Annotated in this window: 20 protein-coding genes; 17 read left to right on the forward strand and 3 right to left on the reverse strand. The window is 63.6% G+C overall.

The annotated features are described in order from the left end of the window. Positions 1-4: 4 nt before the first annotated feature. The 3 genes from AAG799_RS03300 to AAG799_RS03310 are packed head-to-tail and all read left to right on the forward strand — an operon-like array spanning position 5 to position 3,176. Positions 5-976 carry a tripartite tricarboxylate transporter substrate binding protein gene (locus tag AAG799_RS03300; protein ID WP_341894372.1) on the forward strand — a complete coding sequence of 324 codons (972 nt, stop codon included), beginning with the start codon at positions 5-7 and terminating at the stop codon, positions 974-976. Positions 977-986: 10 nt separating this feature from the next. Continuing rightward, positions 987-1,748, forward strand: coding sequence for an SDR family oxidoreductase (locus tag AAG799_RS03305; protein ID WP_341894373.1), 762 nt, complete (start codon positions 987-989; stop codon positions 1,746-1,748). A gap of 12 nt (positions 1,749-1,760) precedes the next feature. Then, complete coding sequence (locus AAG799_RS03310; RefSeq protein ID WP_341894374.1) at positions 1,761-3,176, forward strand: aldehyde dehydrogenase family protein; 1,416 nt, start codon at positions 1,761-1,763, stop codon at positions 3,174-3,176. 66 nt (positions 3,177-3,242) lie between these two features. Here the strand turns inward: AAG799_RS03310 and AAG799_RS03315 are convergent, their stop codons facing one another. Then, on the reverse strand, positions 3,243-4,286 hold the full coding sequence (locus AAG799_RS03315; RefSeq protein ID WP_341894375.1) for an alpha/beta fold hydrolase: 1,044 nt from the start codon (positions 4,284-4,286) through the stop codon (positions 3,243-3,245). Positions 4,287-4,442: 156 nt separating this feature from the next. On the opposite strand from AAG799_RS03315, the gene AAG799_RS03320 reads away from it, so the two are divergent. From AAG799_RS03320 to AAG799_RS03345, 6 genes are all read left to right on the forward strand, one after another. Further along, entirely contained in the window at positions 4,443-5,246 is an 804-nt protein-coding gene (locus AAG799_RS03320) for a DNA-binding transcriptional regulator (RefSeq protein ID WP_341894376.1), read from the forward strand. Between the two features lie 105 nt (positions 5,247-5,351). Then, a complete protein-coding gene (locus AAG799_RS03325; protein ID WP_341894377.1) occupies positions 5,352-6,254 on the forward strand; it encodes a hypothetical protein in 903 nt (300 codons plus the stop codon). Positions 6,255-6,259: 5 nt separating this feature from the next. After that, a complete protein-coding gene (locus AAG799_RS03330) occupies positions 6,260-7,021 on the forward strand; it encodes an aldolase/citrate lyase family protein (protein ID WP_341894378.1) in 762 nt (253 codons plus the stop codon). Between the two features lie 5 nt (positions 7,022-7,026). Next, a complete protein-coding gene (locus tag AAG799_RS03335) occupies positions 7,027-7,671 on the forward strand; it encodes a flavin reductase family protein (RefSeq protein ID WP_341894379.1) in 645 nt (214 codons plus the stop codon). A gap of 27 nt (positions 7,672-7,698) precedes the next feature. After that, positions 7,699-8,670 carry a DUF6282 family protein gene (locus tag AAG799_RS03340; RefSeq protein WP_341894380.1) on the forward strand — a complete coding sequence of 324 codons (972 nt, stop codon included), beginning with the start codon at positions 7,699-7,701 and terminating at the stop codon, positions 8,668-8,670. A 562-nt stretch (positions 8,671-9,232) separates the two neighbouring features. Continuing rightward, positions 9,233-9,943 (forward strand): GntR family transcriptional regulator, encoded by a 711-nt coding sequence (locus AAG799_RS03345; protein ID WP_341894381.1) that lies wholly within the window; start codon positions 9,233-9,235, stop codon positions 9,941-9,943. Between the two features lie 66 nt (positions 9,944-10,009). Here AAG799_RS03345 and AAG799_RS03350 read toward each other — a convergent pair whose 3' ends face one another. Further along, the gene (locus tag AAG799_RS03350; protein WP_341894382.1) at positions 10,010-11,383 is read right to left on the reverse strand and encodes an amidase; all 1,374 of its coding nucleotides are present in this window, start codon (positions 11,381-11,383) and stop codon (positions 10,010-10,012) included. A 210-nt stretch (positions 11,384-11,593) separates the two neighbouring features. On the opposite strand from AAG799_RS03350, the gene AAG799_RS03355 reads away from it, so the two are divergent. Genes AAG799_RS03355 through AAG799_RS03370 form a run of 4 tightly spaced genes read left to right on the forward strand, consistent with a single transcriptional unit; the run spans position 11,594 to position 15,483 of the window. Next, on the forward strand, positions 11,594-12,715 hold the full coding sequence (locus tag AAG799_RS03355; protein WP_341894383.1) for an ABC transporter ATP-binding protein: 1,122 nt from the start codon (positions 11,594-11,596) through the stop codon (positions 12,713-12,715). A gap of 26 nt (positions 12,716-12,741) precedes the next feature. Beyond that, positions 12,742-13,788 carry an ABC transporter substrate-binding protein gene (locus tag AAG799_RS03360; RefSeq protein ID WP_341894384.1) on the forward strand — a complete coding sequence of 349 codons (1,047 nt, stop codon included), beginning with the start codon at positions 12,742-12,744 and terminating at the stop codon, positions 13,786-13,788. A 53-nt stretch (positions 13,789-13,841) separates the two neighbouring features. Continuing rightward, the gene (locus AAG799_RS03365) at positions 13,842-14,657 is read left to right on the forward strand and encodes an ABC transporter permease (RefSeq protein ID WP_341894385.1); all 816 of its coding nucleotides are present in this window, start codon (positions 13,842-13,844) and stop codon (positions 14,655-14,657) included. A 10-nt stretch (positions 14,658-14,667) separates the two neighbouring features. Beyond that, positions 14,668-15,483, forward strand: coding sequence for an ABC transporter permease (locus tag AAG799_RS03370; RefSeq protein WP_341894386.1), 816 nt, complete (start codon positions 14,668-14,670; stop codon positions 15,481-15,483). Positions 15,484-15,486: 3 nt separating this feature from the next. Here the strand turns inward: AAG799_RS03370 and AAG799_RS03375 are convergent, their stop codons facing one another. Continuing rightward, on the reverse strand, positions 15,487-15,843 hold the full coding sequence (locus tag AAG799_RS03375) for a hydroxyisourate hydrolase (RefSeq protein ID WP_341894387.1): 357 nt from the start codon (positions 15,841-15,843) through the stop codon (positions 15,487-15,489). Between the two features lie 34 nt (positions 15,844-15,877). On the opposite strand from AAG799_RS03375, the gene AAG799_RS03380 reads away from it, so the two are divergent. The 4 genes from AAG799_RS03380 to hydA are packed head-to-tail and all read left to right on the forward strand — an operon-like array spanning position 15,878 to position 20,572. Further along, the gene (locus tag AAG799_RS03380) at positions 15,878-17,038 is read left to right on the forward strand and encodes an MFS transporter (RefSeq protein WP_341894388.1); all 1,161 of its coding nucleotides are present in this window, start codon (positions 15,878-15,880) and stop codon (positions 17,036-17,038) included. Beyond that, a complete protein-coding gene (locus AAG799_RS03385) occupies positions 17,035-18,408 on the forward strand; it encodes an amidase (RefSeq protein ID WP_341894389.1) in 1,374 nt (457 codons plus the stop codon). The genes AAG799_RS03380 and AAG799_RS03385 overlap by 4 nt, the downstream gene beginning before the upstream one ends. After that, positions 18,405-19,166 (forward strand): aspartate/glutamate racemase family protein, encoded by a 762-nt coding sequence (locus tag AAG799_RS03390; protein ID WP_341894390.1) that lies wholly within the window; start codon positions 18,405-18,407, stop codon positions 19,164-19,166. The genes AAG799_RS03385 and AAG799_RS03390 overlap by 4 nt, the downstream gene beginning before the upstream one ends. Next, complete coding sequence (gene hydA, locus AAG799_RS03395) at positions 19,163-20,572, forward strand: dihydropyrimidinase (RefSeq protein ID WP_341894391.1); 1,410 nt, start codon at positions 19,163-19,165, stop codon at positions 20,570-20,572. The genes AAG799_RS03390 and hydA overlap by 4 nt, the downstream gene beginning before the upstream one ends. The last annotated feature ends 30 nt before the right edge of the window (positions 20,573-20,602 follow it).

A 20,602-nucleotide genomic window follows, 5' to 3' on the forward strand; every position in this document is an offset into this window, starting at 1 on the left:
AATCATGCGTCTGCTCTCACTGGCTCTTTTCGGACTCGCACTGGCATTCACACCCTGTCATCCCGCCGTGGCGGAAGGCGCCTGGCCGGATCGCCCGGTCACCCTGATCGTGCCCTTCCCGGCCGGTTCGGCCGTCGATTTCCTGGCACGCGCCACGGCGAGCGAGCTGAGCGACAAGCTGGGCAAGCCCTTCATCGTCGAGAACCGAAGCGGGGCGGGCGGCAATATCGGCGGCGCCGCCGTGGCTAAGGCGAAAGCCGACGGCTACATGCTGCTGTTCGGCACGCCGTCGCCGATCGCGCTGAACAAGCTGATGTACAAGGGCCTGACCTACGACTCGGAGAAGGATTTCACGCCTGTCGTTCTGGTTGCCAAATCGCCGCTGATGATCACCACCAAGCTGGATTTCCCGGCGAAGACCTTTGCCGAGCTGATCGACTACGCCAAGAAGAATCCCGGCAAGGTCACGGTCGGCAATCCGGGCAACGGCACGCTGGGCCATATCACGGCCGAGCTGATCCAGCAGTTCACCGGCGTGACGATGACCGCGGTGTCCTATCGCGGCACGGTACCGCTGATGACCGATTTATTGGGCGGCCAGGTCGATGTCGCGATGGATTTTATGCCGACTTACGTGCCGCAGGTGACCGAGAAGAAGCTGCGCGCGCTGGCGGTGACGACCAGCCACCGCGCGCCGCAATTGCCGGACGTACCGACAGTGCAGGAGGTCGGCTTCAAGGGCTTCGAGGTGAGCGCGTGGTACGCGATGGTGGCACCGACCGGCACGCCGCCCGAGATCGTCGCCAAGCTGAACAAGATCGTGAACGACTTCCTGAAGACCGACAAGACCAAGGCGTTGCTCCAGCAGAACACGCTGGAAGGCGTGGGCGGCTCGCCCGCAGACCTCAAGGCCTTCGTCGCCAGAGAAATGGCGAAATGGAAGCCGGTCATCGACGCTGCCAAGATCGAAATGTGAAGAGGATTTGATGACCAGTATTGACGTGCCGGCTTTACCGGTCGCGAAAGTCGCGCTTGTCACCGGCGCCAGCAGCGGCATCGGCAAGGCCACGGCTGCGCGCCTTGCCGCGCAGGGAACCACGGTCGTGGTCGGTTACAACAGCCGCGGCGAACTGGCGGAACAGGTGGTGAGGGGTCTGCAGGGCAGCGGGCATGTGGCCTTGCGCATCGCCATCGATGACGCTGCGTCGATCGCGGTGGCGGTGCAAGCTGTGGAGACGCGTTTCGGCCGGCTCGATGCGCTGGTCAACAACGGCGGGGCCACCACGCCGGTGCCGGCCAATGATCTCGACAGGCTGACCGACGAGATCTTCGACCGCACCGTGTCGCTGAACCTGCGCGGCCCTTTCGCCGTGATTCGCGCCTTCCGGCCCTTACTGGAACGCGGCAGCCAGGCGGCCATTGTCAATGTGTCCTCCATCGCGGCGCGCACGGGCGTCGGCAGCAGCCTTGCCTATCTGTCGGCCAAGGCGGGAGTCGATGCGCTCACCATTGCGCTGGCCAAGGTGCTGGCGCCGAAAATCCGCGTCTTTTCGGTCTCGCCGGCCGGCGTGGATACCGATTTCGTGCCCGGCCGCACGCGCGAGCAGCTGGAAAAGGTTGCCGAAAAACTGCCGCTCGGCCGCGTCACCACACCGGACGATGTGGCGCGCGCCGTGGTGGCATGCATCAGTTATCTGACCAGTTCGACCGGCATCGTGGTGCCGGTGGACGAGGGCCGGCATCTTTAAAGGCGACGCAGGATGGAAAAGCTGAAATTCTATATCGATGGCGCCTGGGTCGATCCGGCCGAGCCAAAGACGCTGGGCGTGCAGAATCCCGCCACGGAAGAGGTTTTCGCGCGGATCAGCCTGGGCTCCGCGCGGGATGTCGACCGCGCCGTGACGGCGGCGCGCCGGGCCTTTGCGACTTACGCCGAAACCAGCGTGGAAGAACGTCTTTCGTATCTGCACAGGATCATCACCGGCTTCAAGGCGCGCCTGCCCGAACTGGCGCACGCGATGACCCTGGAGATGGGCGCGCCGATCACTTTTGCCACCGAACGCCAGGCCACCGTCGCGCTGTTCCATTTCGAGGAAGCGGCGCGCGTGCTGGCGCAGTATATATTCGAGGAACCGATGGGGCCCGGCATGATCCGCCGCGAGCCGGTCGGCGTCTGCGGATTGATCACGCCGTGGAACTGGCCGCTCAACCAGATCGCCTCCAAAGTGGCGCCGGCGCTGGCCACCGGCTGCACCGTCGTGCTGAAGCCGAGCGAGATCGCGCCGCTGAGCGCCCTGCTGTTCGCCGAGATTCTGCACAAGGCCGGGTTGCCGGCCGGCGTCTTCAATCTGGTGAATGGTGACGGTCCCACGGTGGGTGAGGCCATCGCCGCGCATCCGGGGATCGACATGGTGTCGTTCACCGGTTCGACCGCGGCCGGCATCCGCGTGGCCAAGCTGGCGGCCGACACGGTGAAGCGCGTGGCGCAGGAACTGGGCGGCAAGTCGGCCAACATCATCCTGCCCGATGCCGATTTGAAGGCGGCAGTTATTCAAGGTGTGCATGCCTGCTACACCAACGGGGGCCAGAACTGCCAGTCGCCGACCCGCATGCTGATCCCGCGCGGGCAACGCGATGCGGCTTTCGCCGCGGCGTGCCAGGCAGTCGAGACCATCCGCCTGGGCGATCCGCTCGATCCGGCCACCACGATGGGGCCGCTGGTGAGCCAGATGCAATATGACAAGGTGCAGGACCTGATCCAGTCGGGTATCGACGAGGGTGCCACGCTGGTGGTTGGCGGCACCGGCCGGCCGGCAGAGGTCAATCACGGCTATTACGTGCGCCCGACCGTGTTCGGCGATGTGACGCCGCAGATGAGGATCGCACGCGAGGAAATCTTCGGCCCCGTCCTGTCGATCCTGAGTTATGACAGCGAGGATGAGGCGATCGAGATCGCTAATGACACGCCGTTTGGCCTGGCGGGCTTCGTGCAGTCGAAGGACCGCAACCATGCGCGCCGGGTCGCCAACCGTATCCGGGCTGGCCGTGTCTATCTCAATGGGGCGCCGTTCGACCGCAGCCTGCCGTTCGGCGGCTACAAGCAGTCGGGCAACGGTCGCGAATTCGGTGTTTTCGGCTTCGAGGAATATCTGGAAGTGAAGGCGATCCTCGGCTGATCCTGCTGCCTCCTCCCCCGGACAGCTAACGCCGGCGTTTCCAGGAAACGCCGGCGTCTTTTTTTATCAGTCGACGAATTTGTCCAGGCCCTTGCGACCCAGCCATTTCGACAACTCGTCGGCCACCGCCACGTTGTTGAGATCGGCAAAGGGGATATGCGAGTTACCCTTCAGGCCAGCCTCGGGCAGCAGCAGCACCTCGCAGTCGCCGCCATGCTTGTTGACGATGCCGCAGAATGTTTTTGCTACTTCGGCCGAGGTTTTCCAGATCGGACGCGTGTCGGTGTAGTCGCCGAACACCATCTGGATCGGGAATTTGGTCAGCTTCATGAACTCGGTCAGCGGCACGGAATGCGGACCGTAAGGCGCTTTCGGCTGCGGCTCCGGACCTTCGCCGATGGGGAAGACGAAGCCCGGCGTCTCATAGGCGACGATGCCTTTCATGTTGCCGGTATTCGCCTTCAGCCCCGACAGCAGCGCGCGCCAGCCGCCCGCCGAATTGGTCAGTGCGACGACCGGGCCAATTCTGTCGATGGCCTGACCGCCGGCCTCGGCCTGCAGCAGGGCATTGTCCAGCGTGTCGTATTCGTCGTAGCGGGCGCGCGTCGCCTGGTTCCAGGCTTCCTTGTCAGCAGTGGGGAATTGCAGGCCCGGATGCCAGTTCGGATAGGTGGCGCCGAACCGCCAGGCGGCGAAATTGCGCTGGTCGAAATAGTCCGGCGTATAGGTGATCGGCTCGCAGCTCCAGTTGGCGCGGCCGACGCGCGGACCGTCCCACAGATAGACGGGATAGCCCTTGCGCAGGAACATGCTCTTGAAGCCCTCGCCGCCGTCCCAGCGGGTCTCCCACACCTTGGTGCTGGAGCTGTGCCACATGATCAGGCCGGTCTGGCGACGCTTCTGCGGAATGAAATATTCGACATAGCCGTGGTCGCAGGACAGCGTCTCGTTGGGGTTCTTGGGGTTGGAAATCATCTTTCCCCCCACCTCATAGGCGCCGGTGGAGTCCAGGACGATGGGCGGTTTGGCCGAATTCCCCTGAGCGAAGGCCGTGTGACCGAGTCCGGCGAATACTGCAACGCCGGCAAGCAGCTGTTTCCAGCATGTCATGACTTGAGTCCTCCCGTTTTTATGTCGCAGACGCTACAGGCGAGGAGAGCGGAGCGGCACAGGAAGTTCCTCCCATTCCGCGATCCGGAATGCGCTTGCCTTGGCGAGGCGGGAGTTTCACAATACGAAATAACCAGCAGTTCTTGAGGAAACGCCATGCCCCCGGCCGCAGCCCCGCTCCAAGATGGCCAGGTCCAATCGGTTACGCGCGCGCTCGATCTTTTACAGGCGCTGAACCGTCAGAAAGTCGCCTCTATCAAGCAGTTGCACGACACGACCGGTCTGCCCAAGCCGACCATCGTGCGTCTGCTCAAGACGCTCGCCGTTAAGGGGTATGTCGTCAATGATTCCCGACAGGGCGGGTATTCCGTGACCTCGCTGGTGCGCGCGCTCAGCTGTGGCTTCCATGGCGATCCGCTGGTGGTCGAGGCCGGGCGGGCCTGGGCGATCGATCTGACCCGCCAGTTCAAATGGCCAGTGGCTATCGCAGTGCTCGACAAGGATGCCGTGACGGTGCGTTTCAGCACCATCCCCGACAGTCCCATCTCGCCATTCCATGGCACAGTGGGATCGCGGCTCAGTCTGGTGAAGCGCAGCCTAGGCCGAGCCTATCTTGCCTTCTGTCCCGCCACCGAGCGCAATATCCTGCTGCAGATTCTGGCATCATCAAAAGACCCCGAAGATGCACCGGCGCGCCGGCCGGCGGCATTACTCCGCAGCCTGCAGCCCACCCGCAATCAGGGATTTGCCGAGCGCGATCCGGCGGTCGAGCCTAAGTCCTCTTCCACGCTGGCAGTGCCGGTGATGGATGGCGAGCGTGTACTGGCTACATTGGGACTGACCTATTTCACCTCGGCAATGAAGCGTGCCCAGGCCGTGGAACTCTACGTGCCGCATTTGCGGGCTGCGGCGGAGAATATCGCACGCAGTGTCAGCCGGTTGGGGATGGATATCCCGTAAACTCCGTTCCGCTATGCGAAACGCGGATGGAAACTTCGTCACGCCTCCCTGTGTCTTCCCTATGATCCGGTTCACCAAACCGGCGAATGACGAGGGAGGCGCGCCATGTACCATTCCAATGATCCGCGCGCGAGTCTGGCCGCCAAGCCGGCCGGGGCGTCTACGTCCGTCACGGCCTATGGCGGCTGCGAATATGTACGCTTCTATCAGGAGCCGCAGCAGGATGAGGCAGAGGGCAAGGCCTGGTATGCGCGCGGTCAGAATTTCTTGATCGTCATCACCGATCCAGTCGCGGGTGCTGTGCTGGCCCGTGATGCGCAGCCGGACGAATATGCGGTCATCCTGGATGATCCGAAGATCGAGGTGGAGATCACCACGAAAGATGGCACGCAGACGGTAAAGGGCGGCTCGCTGGCCTTCGTGCCGCCCGGAAAGTCGAGCGTGAAGGTGCTGAAGCCCGGCCGCATAGTGCGCATGTTCACCACGCAATCGGCTGACCTGGTGGCAAAATGCGTCAATGGTGCGTCCTATGCCGAGCCAAAGCCGGCGGTGACGCTGGCCAAGCCCTGGCCAACACCGAAAGACGGACTGAAGCTGCGCGTCTATTCTCTTGATGTGCCACCGGAGAAGGGCCGTTTTGGTCGTATCTGGCGTTGCACGACCCTGATGGTGAATTACATCGATCCGCGGCAGGGTCCGCGTGACCCGACCACGCTGTCGCCGCACCATCACGACGATTTCGAGCAGGGCTCGCTTGCGCTGGAAGGCGAGTTTGTCCACCACATCCGCTGGCCGTGGACGCCAAACAAGCATATCTGGCGCGACGATCAGCATGAGCTGTGCGGCAGTCCGTCTATTGCTGTGATCCCGCCACCCTCGGTGCATACCACGGAAGCCGTCGGCAAAGGTCTGAACCAGCTGGTCGACCTGTTCTGTCCGCCGCGCATGGACTTCTCGTTGAAGCCCGGTTGGGTGCTGAACGCCGACGATTACCCGATGCCCGAGTGAGTGAAATGACAGAACCGCGCTTTTTCCGGCAGCGGATGCTGGCTGGCGATAAACTGGTCGGCACTTTCCTCAAAACGCCAACCAGCCATGCCACCGAGATTGTCGCGGCACTTGGTTTCGATTTCGTGGTGATTGACCAGGAACATTCGCCCTTCGACCGCACCACCACTGATATCGCCTTGCTGGCAGCGCGCGGCTGCAATATCCCGGCGTTGGTGCGGGTCTCCGGCCCGGATGCGATCCTGTCGGTGCTCGATTGCGGCGCCACGGGCATGTTGATCCCACATGTGCACAGCGCAGCCTATGCGCGTGAGGTGGCGGCACTGTGCCGATATAAGCTCGGTCGTGGTTTTGCTACCAGTACACGCGCTGGCGGCTATACCGCCGTGCCGATGTGGCAACATATCCGTGCTTCCGATGAAACCGTCACCGTTGTCGCCCAGATCGAAGACCCCACGGCGCTCGACGAGATCGACGCCATTGCGGCCGTCGAGGGGATCGACTCTCTGTTCATTGGCCGGGGTGACCTGACGGCGGCTTTCGGTGATGAGACACCCAATCCACCGGCCGTGCGCGTAGCCGTTGAGAAAATCATAGCGGCAGCACGTAAGGCCAACAAACCGGTCAGTGTCTATGTAGGCAGCCGGCCCGATGCGGAATGGCTGAAGGACCAGGGGGCGACCGCTTTCGTTTTCAATTCGGATCAGGGCTTTCTGCGCCAGGCAGCCATGAAAGGCCTTGCCGAGATGCGCGAAACCCTCGGCTGACAGCCATGCAGGAAATCCGCTCTGCCGATCTGACAGGAGAGGCGGCCTACAAGCTGCTCTGCGGCATTGTCGTGCCGCGGCCGGTTGCCTGGGTCAGTACCAGGTCAGTCACTGGCGTTTCAAATCTGGCACCGTTCAGCTGCTTCACTTTCGTTTCGCATACTCCACCGATGCTGGGTATCAGCATTGGCCGGCGACCGAATGGACTGAAGGATACCGCGCGCAATATCCATGAAACGCGCGAATTCGTCGTCCATATCAGTGATGAAACCCTACTTGATCTGCTGCATCGCAGTGGCGCGGAGTTTCCGCCTGAGGTCAGCGAAGCCGACATGCTGGGACTCGAACTGGTTCCTAGCAAGCTGGTGGAACCATTGCGTGTGGCAAAGGCGCCGATTGCCATGGAATGCCGGCTGCACAGGGTGATCGATTTCGGCAATAACCAGTTTTTTGTTGGCGAGGTTGATCTGTTCCATATCCGCAAGGGCCTCGGCATCGACAACAAGATCGATGCCGGACGGCTGCGACCTGTCGCGCGGCTGGGCGGGCCGAACTATTCGACGCTGGGGCAGATCATCGGCATGCCACCGCAGCCAGAACAGTCCAGTTCAGAAAATACAGCGCAGAAAAGCGCCGTCAGCTGGGGCTAGTAACCATCAACATCAGGAGACACGGCGATGACCGATCCCATTCTCATGTTTTCTAAGACCGTTGAGGAATATTCCGATGTGCCGGATGCGGTGATCGACAATATCCTGCGCGGTGCCGTGGACCTGCATTGCCACAGCGGCCCGTCCGTGATGCCGCGCTCGCTCAACCATCTGCAGGCCATCCTGGAAGCGCAGGAGGCCGGCATGCACGCGGTGCTGTTCAAGGATCACTACTATTCTGTAACGCCGGTGGCCAAGCTGCTGGAAGAGATGATGCCCGATCTGCGGATCAACCTGCTGACCGGTGTGGCACTTAACAACACGGTCGGCGGGCTGAATATCTACGCGGTCGATCACATGCTTAAGCTTGGCGGGCATATCGTCTGGATGCCGACCTTCAGTGCCGCCAATCATCTACGCCACGGCCACCGGCATGTCATCCTGCCAACCAAGGAGCAGATGCTGAAGCCCACCGGCCTGTCGGTGGTCGATGACAAGGGCGACCTGAAGGAAGAAGTCAAGCCGATCCTCGACATCATTGCGGAGGCCGATGCCGTGCTGTCGGCCGGCCATCTGCATATCAGCGAGATCTGGCCATTATTTGATGAGGCGAAGAAGCGTGGCGTGAAGCGCCTGCTGGTTAATCATCCGACCTTCGTAATAGACGCCACGCTGCGCGACATCAAAGAGCTCGTCGACATGGGTGCCTATATCGAGCATTCCTTCTGCATGTTCATCAATGAGACCTACAACAAGAAATTCACCGGTAAACAGCTCAAGCAGCTGATCGAAGCGGCCGGTGTTGATCGCACAATCCTGGGTTCCGATCTTGGTCAGGCCAAGAACCCGCATCCAGTTGCTGGTTTCCGGGCCGTGATCCGGCTCTGCCTGGGGTTGGGTTATAGCGAGACAGAAATCCGCAAGATGATCGGCTTGAATGCCTGTCATCTGATGGGCTTGCAAGAACTAGAATTGCGAGGCGTGGATGCAGCCAAGTAAAGAGGTGGAGCATCCAGGCGTGACATGAAGATCGTGACGCCGGACTATGCTTAGCCGGCCGAGGATGCACGTTCGGAAGGTGCAGTATTTTCCCGCATTGTCCAAAAATGCCCCACGATATTTTTCCAGTGCGATTGATATCGGAAAATGGCCGGCCTGATTGTTCAGGCGGACCACTCCGAAAGGTATTATGGAGTGCTGAATAGAGTGGCGGCAAGTTGGCTATGGGGCAGTCGGGGATACGTCTCCACTCCCAACGATTTGGACTAGGGATGAGACCTTCAGACCACACCGAAACTGAGGCCTCGGCTCAGCAATGGAGTGGTGCGAAAGGATCTGGTAGTGACATCCTGACATGGTGCGCGCCATGCATATTTGTTGAATGCGATTGACGCCGTGGAAACTTGGGACGGCAAGATATTTGCCACACTGGACATGCAGTTGAAGACCGTGTGACCGGTCAGCACGATCTGCCGGGTCATACCCGGCCGGGCGATCCACTGTGGAAAATCATCCACGGCGGTGGTACATTGCATCCAATTTCAGTATAATATGCATACAAATGTTGACCACCGATTCCGCAGCTGACGCCACGATCCGACACCGCATCCTGCAGGCCATCTTCGAACGGCGTCTGCCGCCTGGCGAGAAGCTGACGGAGGAACGGCTTGCGGAGCTGTTCAGCGTCAGCCGCACGATCGTGCGTCATGCGTTGGCCCGCCTGGCGCAAGATGGGATCGTGATCCAGCGGCGCAATCACGGTGCGACTGTGGCAGCACCGACCCGTCCGGAAACACGCCAGTTCCTGGCCGTGCGTCGTATGGTTGAGCCTGCCATCGTGATGCAGCTTGCCGGTATGCTGAATGCGCAGGATGTCAGTCGCCTGCGAGACCATCTGGCGGCCGAGAACGCTGCTCGCACGACCGGTGACCGGCCGACGCTGGTGCGCCTGACCGGAGAATTCCATCTGCTGCTGGCCGAACTGACGCAGAATAATGTGCTGACCCGGCTGCTTACCGAGCTGCAGGCGCTGACCTGCCTGGCGATCTTGCTGTATGCCAAGGGCGAACACGAAGCCTGCCCGCCCGACGAGCATAGCCAGATCGTCGCCGCCATCATTGCCGGCGAGGGCAAGCAGGGTGCTGCTCTGATGCTGAAGCATCTTGATCATGTCGAGGCGGAGATGGATCTCAGTGAGCCGGTTGCACGCAGTGTCGACTTGGCCGAGGCCCTGGGTATCCGGCCACGCAAAACCGGCGTGGCTAAAGGCTGAATAGCCGACCGCTGTCGTGCAGCGGTGTCTTGTCGATCCGCAGCCGGTCGAGCATGCCGAGACGGATCATCCGAAATTCTCCATGAAAAGCGGCGGTGGCCGGAAGCCGAAAGCCGCGTGGCTTTCGAGTTCGGCGGCGAAGGCGAGAAGGCTTCGGTCGCGACCCGGTGCGGCGACCAGTTGCAGGCCGATGGGCAGCGTTTCCCCCGGTGGCCAGTAGGGCAGGGAGAGGGCCGGGCAGCCGGTCAGCGTGATGATGGCGGTGATGGCCAGATAGTCGATCACGCTGTCGAGCGGGCGGCCGTCGATCTCGCGGACTTCGCCGCCATCGGCCGCGAAGGGCAGGATGGCGGCGCTGGGTGTGATCAGGATGTCGCAATCATCGAAAAAGGCAATGAAGCGCCGGTAGAGAACAGTGCGGTCGGCTTCAGCTTGCAGATAGGCGGCGGCGGTCAGGCCGTCGCCGCGGCCGATATTCCAGCACACAGTCGGCGAGAGCAGGTCGCCATGGCGCTCGCGCAGTGGCGACAGGTTGCTGTGGATATGTGCCGCGCGCAGCGTGGCGAAACTCGTCATTGCGCCGGTGCAGTCGGGATGCGCCTGGGTCGGGGCCCAGCCGGCCTGTCGTATCGCCGCGCCGGCGGCAGCGAAACGCTCGGCCATCGCTTGCGATATCGGCGCTGTGCCCAGATCGCTCGAACAGGCAATACGTCGCGTGGGTGCCGCTGTGCCTGATGGCAGGCGCAGTGAGGCCGGATCGCGCGCATCCGGTCCGGCCAGGCTGTCATACAGCAGGGCGGCATCGCGCACGCTGCGGGTCAGAAAGCCGACCGTCGGCATCGCATCCCAGGCCAGCCGGCGCGTCGTTGAGGGGAGATGGCCGGCGCTGGGCCGGAAACCGATTACGCCGCAGAAGGCGGCCGGCGTGCGCACCGATCCACCGAAATCGGTGCCGAGGGCCGCAGGCACGAAACCGGCGGCGACGGCGGCCGCCGAGCCGCCGCTCGACCCGCCGGAACTGAGCGACAGGTCGTAGGGATTGGCGGTGGAGGGGCAGAGTGCATTGGCACAGAGTGCGCCGAAGCCGAATTCCGGCGTGTTGGTTTTGCCCAGGATGACCGCGCCGGCGGTGCGGGCGCGGGCGACGATGATGTCGTCCTGTTCGGGAATATGATCGCGATGGATGAGCGAGCCGTAGGTGGTGCGCAGCCCGGCTGTGTCGATCAGGTCCTTGACCGCCAGGGGCAGGCCGAACAGCGGGCGGTTCCGCCGGCCTTCCGCATCCAGTTGCATCGCCTCCCGGCCGGCAGACCCCGACAGCGTGATGAAAGCATGCAGCGACGGATTGCCGGCTGCCACGCGGCGCAGGCTATCGGCCGTGGCGATGTCAGCGCTTTGCCGCCCTTCGGCGATGTCGGTTAACAGGGAGATTGCATCCAATCGTCTCTCCGACCTGCCGCGAAATGCATCGCGGCTCTCGTGTATTGCCTAAAAACTCACCGCCACATCCAGGGCTCGGTAAACTCTGAAAACCGCGCGAAATCGATTCTTTTAGGCAAAACAACTGCCTGTTCCAGGGTTCTGGAAATGGTACGCATCTTGCTAGAGCTTGTAAACAATAAGATCAAACATTGGATACAATGATCCGATATGTCGGTTCGAGACTCTGACACCGATCCTGCGTTTCAAAAAGCGGGCCAGTCGCTGACCCTGGATGCGATCACGCATCGTTTCGGCAGTGCGACGGCCGTGGATGACGTGACGCTGGATATCCGGGCCGGCGAACTGGTGTCGCTGCTGGGGCCTTCGGGCTGCGGCAAGACCACGCTGCTGCGCATCGTTGCCGGCTTCATCAACCAGACTATGGGCCGCGTCATCATCGGCGGCACCCCCATCGACGACCTGCCACCGAACCGGCGTTCCGTCGGCATCGTGTTCCAGAACTACGCCCTGTTCCCCCATCTCACCGTCGCCGATAACATCGCCTATGGCCTGGCCGCCCGCGGTACTGACAGGGCGGCGCAGCGCGTGCGTGTCGAAGAGATGCTGGCACTGGTGCAGATGCACCGCTTCGCCGACCGCTATCCACGCCAGCTCTCCGGCGGCCAGCAGCAGCGCATTGCGCTGGCGCGCGCGCTGGCCGTGCAGCCGCGCATCCTGCTGCTGGACGAACCCTTTGCGGCGCTGGACAAGAACCTGCGTCTCGACATGCAGATCGAGATCAAGCGCATCCAGAAGATGTCCGGCATCACCGCCGTCATGGTGACCCATGACCAGGAGGAGGCCCTCGGGATGTCGGACCGCATTGCGGTGCTGTCGCAGGGCCGCCTGGAACAGTTCGGCACGCCGTCGCAGATCTACGACCGGCCGGAGACGCTGTTCGTAAATACCTTCGTCGGCACGTCGAACCTGCTGCCGGGTCATCTGGAAAGCAGCGATGCGACCTCCTGCGCTGTCCGGCTCGATGACGGCCTGCGGCTGGTCCTGCCGCGCTCTGCAGAAAAAATCGTTCCGGGAACCGCCGTCCTGGTGTCGGTGCGGCCCGACAATCTCGTTTTTGTCGATGGCGGTGAAGGATTGGCCGGCCAGGTTGAGCTCGGCATGCCGCTTGGCACCACCATCGTGCATGAAATCGTCACCGCCTCCGGACGGACGCTGAAAGTCTCGTCCGCCCGATCTGCCGGTGCCCAGCCTCTGGCCAGTGGCACGCCGATCCGTGTCGTCCCGGCATCGCTTGATGCCGTTCAGATTTTTCCAGCACCGAAACCGTAAAATAACGCAACGAGGAGGCATATGTGATGGAATTCAATCGTCGTGAGGCGCTGCTCACCGCCCTGGGTACGGCCGCGATCTCGCTCTTCCCCGGCATGAGCATGGCGCAGGCCCGCAAGCTGGTTTTCGCCACCTTCACCGGCAGCTGGGAGGAGGCGCACCGGGATGTGCTGGTGCCGTATTTCCGCAAGGCCAACGGCAACGCCGAAATCGCGCTCGACCCGATGCTCTCGGTCGACCAGATCGCCAAGGTTACGGCCGCCCGCAGCAATCCGCCGATCGACGTGATGCTGCACGATCCCGGCCCGGCGCTGGTCGCCATCGGCCAGGATCTGGTCGAACCCTTCCCCACGGCGCAGAGCAAGCACTATGCCGATCTGCTGCCCGAGGCGCAGGATCCGCTCGGTCCGGCGATCTTCTTCCAGGTGGTCGGCATCACCTATAATCCGGAGAAGATCAAGACGCCGCCGAAATCCTGGAACGACCTGTGGAAGCCCGAATACAAGGGCCGCGTCGGCATCACCAACCTGAATTCCACGCTGGGCACCGGCTTCATGGTCGAACTGGCCAAGATGAAGGGCGGGGGCGAGGCGAATATCGAGCCTGCTTTCGAGGCGCTCAAGGCGCTGCAGCCGAACCTGGCTGCGGTGGCTGCCAATCCGGGCGCGCTGGCGACCCTGTTCCAGCAGGGCCAGATCGATATCGGTCCGGGCAATTTCAATGCGATCCAGCTGCTGCGGGCGCGTGGCGTGCCGGTCGAATTCGTCAAGCCCGAGACCGGCGCCATCGCCTTCAAGACCAGCATCCATATCGTGAAGAACTCGCCCAACGCCAAGCTGGCGGCGGCATTGATCGATGCCGCCATGAGCCCCGAGGTGCAGGCTGTGCTGATGAAGAGCCCCTATCTGATCGTGCCGACCAACAAGAAGGTCAAGATGGAGGGCGAGATCTCCAAGGTGCTGGCCAAGGACCAGGCCGAATTGCAGAAGACCTTCGTCTTCCAGGACTGGAAAAAGATCAACGAGAACCGTTCTGCCTGGATCGACCGCTTCAACCGCGAGATCAAGGTCTGAGCATGACCTCGGGGCGCACGACGACCGGTGCCTCCGAACGAGGGGAGGGCTTCATGGCCCTCCCGCTCATGCTGTTCTATCTGCTGTTTTTCATCGCCCCCCTGTTCCTGCTGTTCGCCGTCAGCCTGCATGCCGACAAGGATATGGCCGCCTGGGGTCTCACCCAGTATGCCAAGGCGCTGTCCGACGGCTTCGGCCTCGGCGTCCTGTTCGACACGCTGCGGCTCGGCGTCGAGACGACGCTGCTCTGCCTGCTGCTCGGCTTTCCGCTGGCCTGGCTGCATCGCAGTGCCGGTCCGCGCTGGCAGGGCGTGATCATCCTGATCACCGTTCTGCCGCTTCTCACCAGCGTCATCGTGCGGACCTTCGCCTGGATCGTCATCCTGGGCCGGCAGGGCATCGCCAACACGCTGCTGCTCGAACTCGGCCTTACGGAAACCCCGCTGCGCCTGCTCTATAGCCATGGCGGTCTGGTCATCGCATTGGCGCAGGTGCAGCTGCCGCTGATGGTTCTGCCGCTGATCGATGCGTTGCAGAAGCTCGACCCCAATCTGGAATCCGCTTCGGCGGCGCTCGGTGCCGGCCGCTGGCGCAGTTTTTTCCGCATCGTGCTACCGCTCAGCCTGCCCGGTATCATCGCCGGCTCGGTGCTGACCTTCTCGGCCGCTGTCACCGCCTTCATCACTCAGAGCCTGGTCGGCGGCGGACAGCAGCTCTACATGCCGATGTATATCTACCAGCAGGCGCTCACGCTGCAGAACTGGCCTTTCGCCGCCACGATCTCGGTGATCTTCATGGTGGCGGTGCTGTTCTGCATCGCGCTGTTCAACCTGCTCGGCCGCTACACGCGGCGCTATTCCGCGATGTGAGGAGGGCAGCATGGCCGTCGGGCGTCGCCAGAACCTGGATTCGATCAGTTTTCATGCCGTCATGGGGATTCTGAGCGCGGCTGCCGTTTTGCTCATCATCGCCCCCACCGCCATCGTGCTGATCGTCTCCTTCACCGACGGCTATTCGCTGAAATTCCCGCCGCCAGGCTATTCGCTGCGCTGGTATGTGGCGCTGGCCGATGCCTGGCAGATTCAGGATGCGGCCTGGAACAGCCTGCAGGCCGCCGTTCTCTCCACGCTGGTCTCGATCCTGTTCACCGTGCCGGCCGCCTTCGCAGTGGCGCGCTCGAAATCCACCGTCGCACGTCAGCTCGAAAGCCTGTTCATGTCGCCGCTGGTGCTGCCGGCGCTGGCCTTCGGCCTTTCGGCGCTGATGTATTTCAGCCTGGTCGGCATTCCGCTGTCGCTTACCACCGTGGTGATCGGCCATGTCGTCGTCTGCGCGCCCTATGTGTTCCGCACCACCCTGGCCAGCCTGTCGCAGCTCGATCCGTCGCTGCTCGAATGCTCGGCCAGCCTGGGCGCCAGCAAGATCTATACCTATCGACGCGTGGTGCTGCCGTTGATCGGCGGCGGCATCATGGCGGGCGGCTTCATCGCCTTCATGTCGTCTTTCGACAATGTGCCCGTCTCGCTGTTCTTGTCGGATGCGCGCAACGAGATGCTGCCGATCCGCATGTGGCAGACGATGGAAAACACGCTGGATGTCCGCGTCGCGGCGGTGTCCGGCGTGCTAATCCTGTTCAGCCTGGCGCTGATGCTGCTGATGGAACGCTTTGCCGGCCTGTCGCGCCGGATGCGCTGAGCGTCAGCTGCCGCGGAACAGCGAAAACCCCCAGGGGGTGAATTTAAAGGGGAGATGGAAATGCTGGCCCGCATCGTCGACCGCGAAACGGAAGGGCACGATGTCGAGGAATCTGCCGTCACGATCCTGCCCGGCCAGCCATTCGCCGACATGGAACAGCACTTCGTAACGGCCAGCGATAATGCCCTCGCCGCGCACGGTGGCATGGTCGAAGGCGCCGGAAGCAGCGAGCCGGCCCTCCGCCAGCTTCTCCGGATGCGGCTCCAGGCGATGCAGTTCGACGCGCATGCCATCGGCCGGCCGTCCCGCCGCCACATCGACGGCATGAATCGAAATTCCACCGGCCTTGTACATGGACATCGCATGTCTCCTTATGTCTGCTGAGCAGGGTATCATGCCGCGTTGGCGCCGTCTTGGTTCGCCGCTGGCGGCGATGACCGCGCTGCAGGCCTGCGTCGCGCTCGCTGTCTTCGCCGTGCCCGTGCTGGCGCCGCAGCTGGGCGGCGGACTCTCGCCAGCGGTGCTCGGTCTGTATGGCGTGATCGTCTTCGGCCTTGGTGCAATCACCTCGCTGTTCGGCGGCATCCTGTGCAACCGCATCGGTCCGATCCGCCTGGCCCAGGCGGTGCTTGGACTCGTCATGCTGGCGATGCTGTTGCTGGCGGCGGGCCAGCCCATCGGCTTTCTGCTGGCGGCCATTCTGCTGGGACTGGCCTTCGGACCGGAAACACCGGCCAGCTCGGCTGTGCTGGCGCAGGCCGCGCAACCGCAGGAGCGCAGCCTGGTGTTCTCGCTGCGCCAGACCGGCAATCAGATCGGCGCCATGACCGGCTCGCTGCTCCTGCCTGTACTGGCGGCCGGCGACTGGCGTCACGGCCCCTGGCTGGTGGCCATTGCGGCGGCGCTGCTGGCCATCGCCTGCCAGCCGCTCGCGCGGCGTTTCGCAGCGACGCAGGCGCGCACGATGCGCTGGCAGGAGGCGGTAGCGCTGTTGCGGCAGAATGCCGGGTTGGGGCGGCTGGCAGCGGCCTCACTCGGCTATTCCGCCATGCAGATGAGTCTCAACACCTTCCTGATCAGCTTCCTCACGGTGGAACTGTCCCTCGATCTTGTCGCCGCCGGTATTCTGCTGGCGGTCGCCCAGGGCGGCGGCCTGCTCGGCCGTCTCGGCTGGGGCTGGATGACGCAATTTCTCGGCGGTTCCACGGTTGTGATCGCGGGACTGGGGTTGGCCATGGCTCTGTGTGCGATCCTGGTCGGCCTTGCCGCGCCTTACCTGCACGGCAGCAGTCTGTTCATTCTGGTTTTCCTCTTCGGCCTGACCGCCAGCGGCTGGAACGGCGTCTTCCTCGCCGAGGTGGCGCAGCAGGCACCGCCCGATCAAGTCGCCGCTGCGACCGGCGCCGTGCTGCTGGCCAGCTACAGCGGCCTCCTGCTTGCGCCGCTGCTGGTCGGTCTGCTCGCTTCCGGCCTCGGCTACGGTGCGGCCTTCATCGCCCTGGGCCTGCTCTGTATCGCCGGCACCTGGCCCCTGCGCAGGATGGTGTGGCCATGACATCCGCGGCCATCCGGGGCAATGTCGGTCCGCCCGATCTCGCCGCCATTGCCGAGCAGGCGATCACCCGGATCGCGCAACGCAACCCGGCGCTGAATGCCGTGATCCGCCACGATCCGGATGCGGTGCGCGCCGAGGCCGCACGGCTGCAGCGCGTGCATGCGGCGGGACGGCCAATGCCGCTCTATGGGCAGACGTTCACCGTGAAGGATAATCTCTGGGTCGCCGGCGAGAACATCAGCCAGGGCTCGCTACTGTTCCGCGATTTCACCGCACCTGAAGACGCCTGGGCGGTGGCGCGGTTGCGGCAGGCCGGCGCGCTGTATCTCGGCATCACCAACTGCTCGGAATTCGCCTGCAAGGGCGTGACCGTGAACCTGCTGCACGGCACGACACGGCATCCGCAGGACGTGGATCTTACGCCGGGCGGATCGTCCGGCGGTGCCGCAGCTGCGCTGGCGGCCGGGATCGGGGATCTGGCGCTTGCCACCGATGCCGGCGGCTCGGCTCGACGACCTGCGGCGCATTGTGGCCTGGTCGGATTCAAACCCTCCGCCGGCCGCATCCCGCTCGGCCCGGGCTTCGCCGAGCCGGTTTTCGGCAATGGCGTGATCGCGCCGATGGCGCGCGACATGGCCGCCCTGCGGCAGGCTTTCGCCGTCCTGGCGGCCTTCGATCCGCGCGATCCGGCCAGTTGTCCGCCGCCGCCGGCTTTCGCGGGCGAACACCTGCGCATCGCCTTAAGTCCCAACCTCGGCCTCGATGCCGCTGTGGATGACAGTGTACGCGATGGCATCGCTGCCGCTGTCGATGCACTGCGTGCCGCCGGGCTCTCTATTGTAGTGGCAACGCCTGCCTGGCCTGACGGACTCGGCGAAGCCGGTTTCATGCCGCTGCAATATGCCGGGCTCGCGGGGCTTTACGGCGCGCGCTATCGCCGGGAGCCTGAGCTGTTCGATCCCGATATCGGCCGGCAGATCGAGGCCGGCTTGGCGCTGCAGGGCCGGGATGTCGCAGCCGCGCTGCTGCTGCGCGACGCGACCGCCCAGGCCATGGCGCGGTTCTTCGGCGATTTTGATCTGCTGCTCGGCCCCACAGTGCCCTGCACGGCCTGGCCGGTGACGCAACTCGGTCCGGCGCAGATCGGCGGCCGCCCGGCCGCGCCGCGCGACCATGCCGTCTTCACCCCGATGTTCAATCATGCCGGTGTGCCGGCGATTTCGATTCCCTGCGGCCGCGATGCTGCTGGCCTGCCGTTCGGGCTGCAGATCGTCGCCCGGCGCTTTGCCGACGATTGCCTGCTCGATTTCGCCGCCGAGGCGGAAACTGTTTTTGTCGAACGCGGCCTGTGGACCGGAGTGACCTCATGACACGGATATTGCTGATCAACCCCAATACCTCGCAATCGGTGACCGATCGCATTGCCGCCGCCGCGCGCGACGCCGCCAGCGCCGAGACGGCGCTGAGCTTCGCCACGGCGTCCTATGGCGTGCCCTATATCGCCACCCGGGCCGAGGCTGCGATCGGCGGCCGCGTCGCGCTGGAAATGCTGGCCGAGCGAGTCGGGCAGTTCGACGCCGCAGTGATTGCTGCCTTCGGCGATCCGGGCCTGGGCGGTGCGCGCGAATTGATGCCGGTGCCGGTGATCGGCCTGGCGGAGGCGGCGATGCTGACCGCCTGCATGCTGGGCCGGCGCTTCGCCATCGTGTCTTTCGCCACGGCACTCGGGCCCTGGTATCGCGAATGCGTGGAGTATCACGGCCTGACCGGACGGCTGGCCGGTATCAGCCTGCTCGATGGACCGTTTCGCGATATCGGCGACGTGCAGGCGGAGAAGGAGGCCCTGCTGGTCGGTCTGGCGCACCGTGCCATCGAGCAGGACGGTGCCGACGTCGTCATTCTCGCCGGTGCGCCATTGGCTGGCCTGGCGCAGGTGGTGGCCGACCGCATTCCGGTGCCCGTCATCGACGGCGTGGTGGCGGCGGTGAAGCAGGCCGAGTTGCTGGCGTACATGAACCTGCGCAAGGCCACCGCCGGCAGCTTCCGCCGGCCCGATCCCAAGACGGTGACCGGCGTGGCGCCGGCACTGGCCGCCCTGATCAGCGGCAAGGATATCGCATCGTCATGAGCAGCCGTTTCGATCTCGTCATCCGCAATGCACGTGTCGCCACTGCTGCCGATACGATGGTCTGCGATCTCGGCATCCGGGCCGGCCGCATCGCCGCTTTGGGCCAGGACCTTTCCGCCGGTCATCGCGAGATCGATGCGGCCGGCCGCCTGGTACTGCCGGGCGGCATCGATGCCCATTGCCATCTCGACCAGCCAATGAGCGACGGGTCTGTGATGGCCGACGATTTCGCCTCCGGCACGCTGTCGGCGGCCTGCGGCGGCACCACGACGGTGATTCCCTTCGCCTGCCAGATGAAGGGGCAGTCGCTGCGCGCGGCCGTGACCGACTATCACGCGCGGGCGGAGGGCAAGGCGTTGATCGACTATGCCTTCCATCTGATCGTCAGCGATCCCACGGCTTCGGTACTGGGCCAGGAACTGCCGGCTCTGATCGGCGAGGGCTATACGTCGTTCAAGATCTATATGACCTACGACGACCTGAAGCTGAACGATCGTCAGATCCTCGAGACGCTGGATGTGGCGCGCCGCGAAGGCGCCATGGCGATGATCCATGCCGAGAATACCGATGCCATCGCCTGGCTGACCGAACGGCTGGAACTGGCAGGCCGGATCGCGCCAAAGTATCACGCGGTGGCCCGACCGCTGCTGGTCGAGCGCGAAGCCACGCATCGCGCCATCAGCTTTGCCGAACTGGTCGATGTGCCGATCCTGATCGTGCATGTCTCGGGCCGCGAGGCGGTCGAGCAGATTCGCTGGGCGCAGTCGCGTGGCCTGCGCATCCATGCCGAAACCTGTCCGCAGTATCTCTTCCTCAGTGCCGAGGATCTCGACCGGCCGGGTCATGACGGCGCCATGTGCATCTGTTCGCCACCGCCGCGCGACAAGGCGAACCAGGAGGTGATCTGGGCCGGCCTGCGCAACGGCACCTTCGACATTGTCTCGTCAGATCATGCGCCGTTCAGGCTGAACGGGCCAACCGGCAAGAAAGTGGCCGGCGAGGGGGCATCCTTCTCGAAGATTCCAAACGGCATTCCCGGCCTTGAGACCCGCATGGCGCTGCTACTGTCCGAAGGTGTTCTGAAGGGGCGTATTACGCTGCAGCAGTTTGTCGCGCTTACCGCCACCAATGCGGCGAAGCTTTACGGCCTTTACCCGCGCAAGGGCTCGATTGCTATCGGCGCCGATGCCGACATTGTGCTCTGGGATACCGGCACAGCGCGGACCATCGGCAATGCCATGCTGCACCACAACGTCGATTATACGCCCTATGAAGGCATTGAGGTTTCGGCCTGGCCGGACACGGTGATCTCGCGCGGCGACATCGTCGTCGAGCGGGGCAGGCCGGTCGGTCAGGCCGGCCGCGGCCAATTCCTGGCCTGCGCGCGGCCGCAGTATCGCGGCTAAAGCAGCCGATGGGGAACATACGGTTTTGAT

Source organism: Ferrovibrio terrae (genome assembly GCF_943371255.1).
In the GTDB taxonomy this organism is placed as follows: Bacteria; Pseudomonadota; Alphaproteobacteria; order Ferrovibrionales; family Ferrovibrionaceae; genus Ferrovibrio; species Ferrovibrio terrae_B.

Coding starts and splice junctions, on each gene's coding strand:
- hydA (WP_341894391.1), top strand. CDS start 19,163: ATGAGCAGCCGTTTCGATCTCGTCATCCGCAATGCACGTGTCGCCACT.
- AAG799_RS03335 (WP_341894379.1), top strand. CDS start 7,027: ATGCAGGAAATCCGCTCTGCCGATCTGACAGGAGAGGCGGCCTACAAG.
- AAG799_RS03320 (WP_341894376.1), top strand. CDS start 4,443: ATGCCCCCGGCCGCAGCCCCGCTCCAAGATGGCCAGGTCCAATCGGTT.
- AAG799_RS03380 (WP_341894388.1), top strand. CDS start 15,878: ATGCCGCGTTGGCGCCGTCTTGGTTCGCCGCTGGCGGCGATGACCGCG.
- AAG799_RS03370 (WP_341894386.1), top strand. CDS start 14,668: ATGGCCGTCGGGCGTCGCCAGAACCTGGATTCGATCAGTTTTCATGCC.
- AAG799_RS03340 (WP_341894380.1), top strand. CDS start 7,699: ATGACCGATCCCATTCTCATGTTTTCTAAGACCGTTGAGGAATATTCC.
- AAG799_RS03345 (WP_341894381.1), top strand. CDS start 9,233: ATGTTGACCACCGATTCCGCAGCTGACGCCACGATCCGACACCGCATC.
- AAG799_RS03325 (WP_341894377.1), top strand. CDS start 5,352: ATGTACCATTCCAATGATCCGCGCGCGAGTCTGGCCGCCAAGCCGGCC.
- AAG799_RS03315 (WP_341894375.1), bottom strand. CDS start 4,286: ATGACATGCTGGAAACAGCTGCTTGCCGGCGTTGCAGTATTCGCCGGA.
- AAG799_RS03300 (WP_341894372.1), top strand. CDS start 5: ATGCGTCTGCTCTCACTGGCTCTTTTCGGACTCGCACTGGCATTCACA.
- AAG799_RS03365 (WP_341894385.1), top strand. CDS start 13,842: ATGGCCCTCCCGCTCATGCTGTTCTATCTGCTGTTTTTCATCGCCCCC.
- AAG799_RS03375 (WP_341894387.1), bottom strand. CDS start 15,843: ATGTCCATGTACAAGGCCGGTGGAATTTCGATTCATGCCGTCGATGTG.
- AAG799_RS03305 (WP_341894373.1), top strand. CDS start 987: ATGACCAGTATTGACGTGCCGGCTTTACCGGTCGCGAAAGTCGCGCTT.
- AAG799_RS03310 (WP_341894374.1), top strand. CDS start 1,761: ATGGAAAAGCTGAAATTCTATATCGATGGCGCCTGGGTCGATCCGGCC.
- AAG799_RS03355 (WP_341894383.1), top strand. CDS start 11,594: ATGTCGGTTCGAGACTCTGACACCGATCCTGCGTTTCAAAAAGCGGGC.
- AAG799_RS03385 (WP_341894389.1), top strand. CDS start 17,035: ATGACATCCGCGGCCATCCGGGGCAATGTCGGTCCGCCCGATCTCGCC.
- AAG799_RS03330 (WP_341894378.1), top strand. CDS start 6,260: ATGACAGAACCGCGCTTTTTCCGGCAGCGGATGCTGGCTGGCGATAAA.
- AAG799_RS03390 (WP_341894390.1), top strand. CDS start 18,405: ATGACACGGATATTGCTGATCAACCCCAATACCTCGCAATCGGTGACC.
- AAG799_RS03360 (WP_341894384.1), top strand. CDS start 12,742: ATGGAATTCAATCGTCGTGAGGCGCTGCTCACCGCCCTGGGTACGGCC.